The organism is Maribellus luteus, assembly GCF_003576475.1.
Classification (GTDB): domain Bacteria; phylum Bacteroidota; class Bacteroidia; order Bacteroidales; family Prolixibacteraceae; genus Draconibacterium; species Draconibacterium luteum.
The window spans coordinates 1-893 of the sequence record NZ_QWGR01000055.1; the positions used below are offsets into that span (position 1 = coordinate 1).

The 893-nt window shown below is 63.8% G+C and carries 2 protein-coding genes; one reads left to right on the top strand and one right to left on the bottom strand.

Going from position 1 to position 893, the window contains the following annotated elements; translation table 11 throughout:
* The coding region (locus D1614_RS27880) for a cation transporter (RefSeq protein ID WP_147384374.1) at positions 1-630 on the bottom strand (630 nt) is incomplete at its 3' end.
* Between the two features lie 142 nt (positions 631-772).
* On the opposite strand from D1614_RS27880, the gene D1614_RS27885 reads away from it, so the two are divergent.
* The coding region (locus D1614_RS27885) for a heavy-metal-associated domain-containing protein (RefSeq protein WP_147384375.1) at positions 773-893 on the top strand (121 nt) is incomplete at its 3' end.

Sequence of the window (893 nt, forward strand, 5' to 3'; positions counted from 1 at the left end):
ACGCACTTCCAGCCACTTGCCAAGCCGCACCAGCGTGATGACCACGGCGGCGCTTTCGAAGTACAGGTGCGGCGCGTGGTGCATCCCGTCCGCCCCGGCACGCCACCATAGCCACAGCGACAGCCCATACGCCGCCGACGTGCCGAGCGCGACCAGCAGATCCATATTGCCGGCACCCGCACGGAGCGCCTTCCAGCCGGCCTTGTAGAAGCGTGCGCCAATCACGAACTGCACAGGCGTTGCCAGCAGCCATTGCACCCAGGCCGGCAACATCCAGTCGCCACCGAACCACCCGACAATCATCGGCAAAACAAGCGGCACAGACAGTGCGGCGGCAATGCACACAGGGCCGGCGCCTTCCCAGAAATCGGGTTCGGCAGCAGCGGGCGCAGCGGTTTCATCAGTAGCGACGCGGGCCTCATAGCCGGCCGCGGTAACAGCGGCGATCAGCGCATCGCTGGCCGCGCCGCCTTGCACGCGCGCCCGCTCGGTCGCGAGATTCACGCTCGCTTCGGTCACGCCGGGCACGGCACGCAAGGCACGTTCGACGCGGCCCGCACAGGCAGCGCACGTCATCCCACCGATATCGAAATCGGTCGAAGGCACGTCGGGAAGGCTGGCTGCAGTCATGAAAGCGTCCGTTCTGAAGAGATGGCATCAGCCTAGACCTTCCCATCTTGGCAAGGTCAAGCCCATTTTACGCTTGCGCTTCCAATGATGGGAAGGTTCATACTGCTGCCGTGATCCCACTTCCCTCTTTCAGGAGCAAACGATGACGACGTCTTCCACGACCTTTTCCGTGAGCGGCATGAGCTGCGGCCATTGCGTCTCAGCTGTCACCCGTGCGGTGCAGCAGGTCGATGCCGACGCCAATGTGCAGGTTGATCTGGACA